The sequence below is a fragment of the Paenibacillus sp. Soil724D2 genome, from assembly GCF_001427935.1.
Lineage (GTDB): Bacteria > Bacillota > Bacilli > Paenibacillales > NBRC-103111 > Paenibacillus_E.
The window spans coordinates 291574-300397 of record NZ_LMRY01000060.1 but is presented as its reverse complement, the minus strand read 5'-3'; the positions used below and the strand labels follow the sequence as shown (position 1 = coordinate 300397).

Sequence of the window (8824 nt, the reverse complement as noted above, 5' to 3'; positions counted from 1 at the left end):
GTTCGTCAAACTTGCTATGCTTTACCCTCATACGAACAACCTCCGGCTAATTTCATTGTATTTTCTTAGCCTAAAAGTGTCCAACTTAATTAGGGGGCTTTATAGAATTGTTGTACATTATGCAACAACGCAGGGGGAAAGGCGAGATTTAGGGAGAAATTGTTGCACTTTTTACAACATCATTCAACCGCGAATATGGTTCCGTACATCTGGCAACTTCTAGTGAGCATAGAAAGACTCCGATTTAAGACAACTTAATATAGAAGGAAATTGGATAGCATTTAGGAGTGTGATTGTTGCAGAATATACAACATTGGTAACGACAGCTGCTCATTTACATGTAATAGACGCTGCTCGGAAACCGACTTTTCTTGACAAATGCATATTCTCCTAATGTAGATAACGAAGGTATACATAAACATGCGCCAACGCCAGAGACACAAGGGTTATAGGGGCACCCACCTTCAGAAATTCTATATAACTGAAACCCTTGCCTTCTTTGGCAGCGAGTCCGGCAACAATAACATTGGCCGAAGCGCCGATAATTGTGCCATTTCCTCCTAAACAAGCCCCTAAAGCAAGCGACCACCATAGGATATTGATAGGCTCCGAATCAACGGCAAGTCCAAGCCCCTCAGCCATATCTTTAATTAAGGGGATCATCGTAGCAACGAATGGAATATTATCAATTGTTGCGGATGCAATACCAGAACCCCAGAGAATTAATAAGGAAGCAGTAGTGATGTCTCCTTCCGTCACAGCTAGAGCTTTCATGGCTAGAGCTTTAATTAATCCAACCTCTTGTAAACCTCCCACTAAGCTAAAAAGACCTGCAAAGAAGAAAATCGTTACCCATTCAATAGAATCAAAAGCTTGTTCCACATCGTGTTCCTTGAGACCGAAAAGCATGAGCAAAATAGCACCAGTTATAGCGATAACTGCGGCATCAACATGAATAATCGCATGAAGCATAAATCCGATAATAGTCAGTGATAAAATAAGTAAAGATTTTTTCATGAGCAGCTTATCCTTGATATATTCGCGCTCATTTAGCTCTAAGAGTTTAGTTTGCAGTGCAGGATTTGGCCTCAATTGCTTTCTATACATCATATAAAGAATGAATAGGGAAACAACGAAAATAAGGATCGTAATAGGCGCTAAATTGAGCAGAAAGGCATTAAAGGTTAAATGCGGGTTAGCAGATCCAATCATTATGTTGGGAGGATCACCAATGAGTGTAGCTGTACCTCCTATATTGGAAGCTATGATTTCAGACATTAAGAAAGGGGTGGGGTTAATTTCTAGTATCCGAGTAATCGCAATTGTGACAGGAACGACCAATAAAACCGTTGTCACGTTATCTAAGAGGGCTGAGCCAACTGCAGTTAATACAGAAAGCACAAGTAAAATTCGCAAGGGATCCCCCTTCACAGCTTTCGCGGCGCGGATGGCGATGAATTGAAATACACCCGTTTGATTCGTAATTCCTACGAGAATCATCATGCCAATAAGAAGAGTGATGGTCTCCCATTCAATATACTGTTGAAACACTTTGTGCACATCTAGGATACCGGCAAATACCATGATCACAGCGCCAAGTAAGGCAATGACCGCGCGATTCACTTTCTCAGAAATAATGAGCGCATAAGTCACAATAAAAATAATCAAGGCAATCCAAGTTAGCATATTTTCCTCCTCGCAGTAAGCTTTAGCTTGACTGACTTTGTAAGTTTAAGTATGTCCATATTCCAGGAGAACCCCAAAAAACGCAAAAAGAAGCCTGCTGTGACAGGCTCCTCCGGTGATCTCCGTATTGAATTATTTCTCATTATACGGACTGATTTCTGTTTTGTAAATAAGAAGACTTGGACATATCCCCATTCCATAAGCATATACTTGTACAAAGTTTTGTCTAGTCAAATAAGGTACAAGTTCTTTTGTGTAGGGGGAAAACGATGAAGATAAGAGTCAGGTTTATCCTATTATGGGGCGCGATCATTAGTTTGCTTTTGGCGCCATTTGGACAAGTGGAGGCAGCACCGCCTGGCATCCATACGAATGCAGTGGGTGCTTCCCTTATTGATGTGGAGTCAGGCCGTATCCTCTATAGTGAAAAAGGGGACACGCCTATGCGAATAGCCAGCTTGACCAAAATTATGACAGCAATCATTGCGATTGAACAAGGCAAATTGACGGATAAAGTCAAGGTTAGTAAAAATGCGTTCGGCAAAGAAGGTTCTTCCATTTATCTAAAGCTTGGCGAAGAAATGCGTCTGCACGACATGCTGTATGGTCTTATGATGCGCTCCGGAAATGATGCAGCAACCGCAATCGCCGAGCATATTGGAGGAAGTGTGGAAGGCTTCGTCTATTTGATGAATGAGAAGGCCAAGATGCTCGGTATGGAACACTCGCATTTCACCAATCCCTCGGGCCTCGATGAGGGAGAAGGTCATCGCTCCAGTCCGAACGATATGGCTAAGCTGACGGCTTATGCGCTAAAAAATCCCGTATTTCAAGACATTGTTTCCACGAAAATCAAGAAAGTACCGAACCCAAATGAAGCCTGGGACTACTCATGGCTTAATAAGAATAAGATGCTGTCTCTCTTTGAAGGCGCTGACGGTGTGAAAACAGGTTATACGAAGCTTGCCAAGCGCTGCTTGGTCTCATCAGCCACAAGAGACGGCCAGCATCTTGCCGTTGTTACGCTTAATGATCCGGATGATTGGGGGGATCATGCTCGGTTACTTCAATATGGTTTTAAATATTATCCGTTACAAACGATTGTCAAGAAGGGCGATGCCGTTGAGGGCACTCCTTGGGTTGCGGGGAGGACGTTCTTTTATCCATTAGCTGAAGGTGAAGCTGCACAGTTGACTCGCAAAGTGGCACTAGTCGATCCAGCTTCTATGGAATACCGGTTAGCAGAACGAGGGACGCTGCAATTTTCACTCAACCAGAAATTAATTCAAACCGTACCCATCTATGATTCAACAAGTCCATTACTGCAAGCGACCAGTCAGTCCACTTTCTCCTTTAAAGAAAGTAATGCGTATCAAGATACATGGCTTTCACACTACGGATATATTTGTAGATTATTAATACAGAGCCTGTTTACAGTCTCGGAACCACAATGGGCTGATTAGATTAAGCTTATGCTTACGATGCTAGTTCTGCTGAAGCAAAACTCAAGGTTAATCTCACGATGCCAGTTTTGCTAAAGCAAAACTCTAAGGAGGCCATTCGATATGGTGAATTGGATCTGGTTGTTTTTTATTGTCGTTGGGTTCGGCGTGGCGGCATTGAATGGGAATGTGGAAACAGTCACACAAGCAGCTTTTGATGGTGCTAAGAGCGGAGTTACGGTCTGCTTTGGACTCATTAGCGTGCTAGTCTTTTGGATGGGAATGATGCGGATAGCCGAAGATGCTGGTCTTCTTAGCAAACTTGCGAGATTATTGCAGCCGGCGGTTCGTTTCTTATTCCCTAGTGTTCCTAAGAATCACCCAGCCATCGGCTACATCATGTCCAACATGAGTGCCAATATTCTTGGTCTTGGGAACGCGGCTACACCTATGGGAATTAAGGCGATGCAGGAGCTGCAGAAGCTGAATCCCGATAAAGACACGGCTAGCACAGCTATGTGTACACTTTTAGCACTTAACACTTCAAGCATTACACTTATTCCTACGACGTTAATTGCCATTCGAATGAATTACAATTCTTTGAATCCTGCGGAAATCGTTGGCACAACGCTAATTGCCACTGTCATTTCGACGGCCGCGGCTATTTTTGTGGATCGATGGTATCGAAGGTCACGCTCACCCATCCCTCCTTTGAAAGGATGATTACGAATGTATGCCTTCGTTTCGCTCATCTCAGCATGGGCAATCCCTATCATGATCGTCTTCATTCCTTTATACGCGGCGTATCGAAAGGTGCCTGTTTACGAATCGTTTGTTGACGGAGCTAAAGAGGGCTTTGATACAGCTATCAAAATCATCCCTCATCTAGTAGGTATGATGGTAGCGATATCTGTCTTCCGTGCCTCAGGTGCGATGGATTTATTAATCGGCTGGATGCGTCCATTCTTTGAAAGCATCGGAGTTCCAACCGAAGTGCTGCCTTTGGCCATCCTGCGTCCGATTACTGGAGCGGGTTCGCTAGCTTTTACAACGGATCTTATCGAGCAGTTTGGCCCAGATTCCATGATTGGCCGCATTGCTTCGACGGTTCAAGGGAGCACAGATACGACTTTATATGTGATTACGGTATATTTTGGCGCTATCGGCATTCGGAAGGCTGGTTATGCGCTAAAAGTAGGGCTTATTTCTGACTTAGTCGGCTTTATTGCTTCCATCATCATCTGCTTTTTGGTATTCACTTAAAATGATTATTCCATCGTGCCTTGCATCCGAATAACGGACTCAATATGTCTTGCTCTTGAGATTTACATGGAACTCCGTTATCATTAGCTTGAGGTGAAAGCGGATCATGGAAAGACTGCAAAAAGTATTAGCCGAAGCGGGGATCGCATCCCGTCGGAAATGTGAGGAAATTATCACAGCAGGACGTGTTCAAGTGAATGGTGAAGTCGTCACCACGCTTGGCGTGAAAGTGAACTCGGAAGAAGATGAAATTAGAGTTGATGGACGTGCTATTGGTCAACAAAAGAAGATCTATGTGATTTTGAATAAGCCCAAAGGTGTTATTACAAGTGCTACGGACCCAGAGGGACGTAAAGTAGTAACGGACTTCTTGCCTGGGATTAGAGAACGCGTTTATCCGGTCGGACGATTGGATTATGATACAGAAGGGTTACTCCTTTTGACAAATGACGGTGAATTTGCCCATTTACTCACGCATCCTAAACATCATGTTCCCAAAACCTATCAAGCTACTGTAAAAGGGGTACCGCACGGAACGTTATTAGACAAGCTAAAAACGGGTATACAGTTAGAGGATGGCATGACGGCTCCGGCTGAGGTTGAATATGCGGATGTGAATATGGAGAAGAATGAGTCCATTATTCAAATTACGATCTACGAGGGCAGGAATCGACAAGTCAGACGTATGTTCGAGGCAATTTCTTTCCCTGTGATCAAATTAAAACGAATTAAATTCGGTCCAATCTTTTTAACTGGCCTGCCAAGAGCTAAGTATCGTCACTTGACGCCTAAAGAGGTTGAGGAGCTTAGGAACGAAGCTCTCAAGACACATAACGTTCAAAAAGGCCAATAAGAATTGGCCTTCTTTTCGTTATAATAAAAGAATAAACCTATGTGAAAAAACTAACATTGTTAAAAAAAGCGAAGGTGATTATACGTGGGTCCAAATAAGAAATGGGTACAGATTGGGATTTTTGCGGTCGTGCTTATTATTGGCGTGTTTACCATTATTACCAATTTGTCGGCTTCTGACAGCAAGAAGTATCCCCAAACAGGCGACAAAGCGACGAATTTCTCCTTAGTCGGATTAGATGGTAAAACACATGAATTATCGGAGTATAAAGGCAAACCGGTTTTGGTTAATTTCTGGGGAACCTTTTGCCCGCCGTGCAAAGAAGAAATGCCTGCTCTCCAAAAGCAATATGATAAATGGAGCAAAGAAGGCGTGGTTTTCTTAGAGGTCAATGTTGATAAGAATAAAGTAACGGTGCAAAGCTTTATGGATCAGTATAAGTTGAATATGCCTGTACTCCTGGATGCCAAAGAAGTCGTACGTAAGCAGTATGGCGTCATGGATTATCCGACAACCTTCTTTATTGGTGCAGACGGTAAAGTGGCCGTGAAGAAAATTGGTCAGATGACGGAGTCTTTTATCGATGAATCGATCGCTAAGTTGGTTGACAAGTCTTAAAATGAATGAACGCTTAAAGTTTTCAGGAGGTCATCATGTTCTACAACACCAAATGCGATTGCGGGCATCAGAATCCCACAGGCACTACGCTTTGTGAATCTTGTGGTAATCCGCTGATTGACACGGAGGGCAGAGATATACTGGAAATGCGATACGACGGTATGGCCCGTCGCTCTCAGAAATCTAACCCTTCTTTGCTGGATAAAGTCTGGAATTTCTTTTCCTCGGTTAAAATAGCTGTATGGATCATTATTTGGACGGTCGTCGCATCTGCCGTCGGCACTATTTTTCCACAAGAAAATACGTTCTTAGATATGGATCCTGCTCAGTATTATTCGCAAAACTATGGTACACTCGGGACCATTTATCACTTTCTTGGCTTCTCCCACACGTTTAGTTCGTGGTGGTTCATTACGCTGCTATTTATGATAGGAACATCCCTAGTCATTTGTAGTTTAGATCGGGTGTTACCATTATATCGCGCGCTATCTAAGCAGCAGATTCGCAAACACTTGAATTTTCTCACGAGACAGAAAGTGACACTTGTCACCGAACTGCCGCCGGGAACGGATGAGGAAGCATGGACAAATAAGCTTGGTGCGCTTTTGCGTAAAAAAAATTATCGTGTACATACAGATGGAACAGCGCTATTAGCTGAGAAATACCGTTTTAGCCGCTGGGGCCCTTATATCAATCATATTGGTCTTATTATTTTTCTGATCGGTGTGTTAATGAGAAGCATTCCAGGCTGGCATATGGATGAGTACATGGGTATTCTGGAAGGGGAAACCAAGGCAATCCCTCACACTTCCTATTTCATCAAAAATGAAAAGTTCACGTTGGAGCTGTATGACGAGAAAGATTTGCCAGAAAGTATTAAGGCTAAAGGACAAATTGTCCCGAAAACCTATGAAACCCAGGCAGTTTTGTATCATTGTTCAGCGAATTGTGACGATTCATCCAAAGAACCGGTACTTACTGAAGTGCACAAAGAGAACATCATCGTGAATCATCCACTTGATTACAAAGGTCTTCAAGCTTATCAATTCGATTATAAATCTACGCCAATGCTCATCTCCGTGAAGCCCACACTTAGCAATCCTGCAACAGGTGAGTCTTATGGAAGCTTTGAATTGCCGATGAATAATCCTAAGGATGAATATCAAGTAGGTCCCTATAAGCTGACGCTGAAAGGGTATTTCCCCGAGTTTGGTCTGGAAAAGGGACAACCCATTAGCAAGTCGAATGAGCCCAAGGCACCTGCATTTATATTTAGCATCACAGGTCCAGATCTAGCAGCTAACGGTGTACCTTACTTGTACTTCCCAAGACAAATAGATAAAGAAACGTTCTCACAAGATACAATTAACGGCCCAATTAGCCAGAAGCTGAAACTTGCAGTCGGCTCTATGGAAGGTGTTCAATTTGCCAATTATACAACCTATCTGAACATTCGCGTAGACAAGGCTATGCCGTATATTTGGGTAGGATCTGCTATATTCATGATTGGTGTGATTATGGGCTTCTATTGGCAGCATCGCCGTATCTGGATTCGAATTGATAACGGTAAGCTAACGTTAGGCGGTCATACGAACAAGAATTGGTTTGGACTTCGGAATGAAGTAGCAGCAGCACTCAAGAAGAACGGTATAGAAGTTTTACCGAAATCATTAGATATTGGAGGAGACCAGGGGTGAATGTTAACTCACTGAGCAGCACCTTTTTACTTATAGCTTTTTTCGTTTACCTCGTTGCATTTCTATTGTTTGTCCTCTCGATAACCGGTAGGAAATGGAGTAACCGTGACCCCGAACAACATACGAAGCGTTGGGGTTTTGTTGCTTTCATTGCTTCATTAGTTGGATTTGCGTGTCACGTGACTTTCTTTTTTACCAGATGGGCGGAAGGTAATCATATCCCGACATCGAATATGTACGAATTCATGACCTTTCTAGGTATGATGATCATGTTTGCTTTCTTGATCGTGTATCTCATTTATCGCACACCAGTCCTTGGCGTATTCGCATTACCCATTGGCTTTATCATCATTGCTTATGCTTCAGTTTTCCCAAGTGAAGTACAACCCTTAATTCCAGCGTTGCAAAGTTACTGGCTCAAGATCCACGTAACAACCGCTGCTACGGGAGAAGCTTTCTTCGGAGTCGGCTTTGCCGGTGGACTGATGTATTTGCTTCGAGCAGTCGACTACAAAGGCACATCCAAAGTGGATAAGCGTGAACAAAGAGGTGTGGAACTTACGATCTTTTTCATTCTGATGTTAATCGCCTTCATTGCTTCCATCTTTACATTTAATGGTTCGGGCTATAAAGCCGTATTCTCCAAAGAAGTCATCACGACCAATGCACAAGGCCAACAAGAAACGAACATTCAAAACGAAACTTATGTATTGCCTCCAATTGTGAAGCCATATGATACGAAGCTTGTAGAAATGAAGTCGTTCTTGGGCATGTCGGAACCTTTATTCACAGCTCCATCTTGGATGGAAGGCGCAAGTGCAGGGCGTAAGTTGAATACGGTCATTTGGTCGATACTCGGAGGTCTTCTGCTCTATGGACTCGCACGTGTTGTTGCGCGTAAGCCAATTGGAGCAGCTATTGGACCCATCGTCAAAGGAATGGACCCGGAAGATTTGGATGAAATCAGCTATCGTGCCATTGCGATCGGCTATCCGATTTTCACATTAGGCGCATTGATTTTTGCGATGATTTGGGCTCAAGAAGCATGGGGCCGTTTCTGGGGTTGGGATCCCAAAGAAGTTTGGGCCTTAATTACTTGGTTGTTCTATGCGGTGTTTTTACATCTTCGTCTCTCTAAGGGCTGGCAAGGTAAGAAATCAGCTTGGTTGACTGTTATTGGATTTATTGTTGTTATGTTTACATTAGTGGGTGTGAACCTTGTCATTGCAGGTCTTCACTCCTATGCAGGTGTATAAATCATTCGA

At 43.2% G+C, this 8824-nt stretch carries 8 protein-coding genes; 7 read left to right on the top strand and 1 reads right to left on the bottom strand.

Going from position 1 to position 8824, the window contains the following annotated elements:
• Positions 1-390: 390 nt before the first annotated feature.
• Positions 391-1686: an ArsB/NhaD family transporter gene (locus ASG85_RS36580; RefSeq protein WP_060649493.1), complete on the bottom strand. Its 1296-nt coding sequence runs from the start codon at positions 1684-1686 to the stop codon at positions 391-393.
• A gap of 269 nt (positions 1687-1955) precedes the next feature.
• Between ASG85_RS36580 and ASG85_RS36575 the strand changes: the two genes are divergently transcribed.
• From ASG85_RS36575 to ccsA, 7 genes are all read left to right on the top strand, one after another.
• A complete protein-coding gene (locus ASG85_RS36575; RefSeq protein ID WP_057301848.1) occupies positions 1956-3149 on the top strand; it encodes a D-alanyl-D-alanine carboxypeptidase family protein in 1194 nt (397 codons plus the stop codon).
• Between the two features lie 102 nt (positions 3150-3251).
• Positions 3252-3851: a nucleoside recognition domain-containing protein gene (locus ASG85_RS36570; protein WP_057301847.1), complete on the top strand. Its 600-nt coding sequence runs from the start codon at positions 3252-3254 to the stop codon at positions 3849-3851.
• A gap of 6 nt (positions 3852-3857) precedes the next feature.
• Positions 3858-4391, top strand: a complete 534-nt coding sequence (locus ASG85_RS36565; protein ID WP_057301846.1) for a spore maturation protein — start codon at positions 3858-3860, stop codon at positions 4389-4391.
• 106 nt (positions 4392-4497) lie between these two features.
• Positions 4498-5244 (top strand): pseudouridine synthase, encoded by a 747-nt coding sequence (locus tag ASG85_RS36560; RefSeq protein ID WP_060649492.1) that lies wholly within the window; start codon positions 4498-4500, stop codon positions 5242-5244.
• An 84-nt stretch (positions 5245-5328) separates the two neighbouring features.
• The gene (locus tag ASG85_RS36555) at positions 5329-5862 is read left to right on the top strand and encodes a redoxin domain-containing protein (protein WP_057301845.1); all 534 of its coding nucleotides are present in this window, start codon (positions 5329-5331) and stop codon (positions 5860-5862) included.
• Between the two features lie 35 nt (positions 5863-5897).
• The gene (locus ASG85_RS36550) at positions 5898-7559 is read left to right on the top strand and encodes a cytochrome c biogenesis protein ResB (protein WP_060649491.1); all 1662 of its coding nucleotides are present in this window, start codon (positions 5898-5900) and stop codon (positions 7557-7559) included.
• Positions 7556-8815, top strand: a complete 1260-nt coding sequence (ccsA, locus tag ASG85_RS36545) for a cytochrome c biogenesis protein CcsA (RefSeq protein ID WP_060649490.1) — start codon at positions 7556-7558, stop codon at positions 8813-8815. The genes ASG85_RS36550 and ccsA overlap by 4 nt, the downstream gene beginning before the upstream one ends.
• The last annotated feature ends 9 nt before the right edge of the window (positions 8816-8824 follow it).

Bases quoted from the DNA above. Each gene is read 5' to 3' on its own strand.
- ASG85_RS36580 (WP_060649493.1), bottom strand. From the start codon at position 1,686: ATGCTAACTTGGATTGCCTTGATTATTTTTATTGTGACTTATGCGCTC.
- ASG85_RS36575 (WP_057301848.1), top strand. From the start codon at position 1,956: ATGAAGATAAGAGTCAGGTTTATCCTATTATGGGGCGCGATCATTAGT.
- ASG85_RS36570 (WP_057301847.1), top strand. From the start codon at position 3,252: ATGGTGAATTGGATCTGGTTGTTTTTTATTGTCGTTGGGTTCGGCGTG.
- ASG85_RS36565 (WP_057301846.1), top strand. From the start codon at position 3,858: ATGTATGCCTTCGTTTCGCTCATCTCAGCATGGGCAATCCCTATCATG.
- ASG85_RS36560 (WP_060649492.1), top strand. From the start codon at position 4,498: ATGGAAAGACTGCAAAAAGTATTAGCCGAAGCGGGGATCGCATCCCGT.
- ASG85_RS36550 (WP_060649491.1), top strand. From the start codon at position 5,898: ATGTTCTACAACACCAAATGCGATTGCGGGCATCAGAATCCCACAGGC.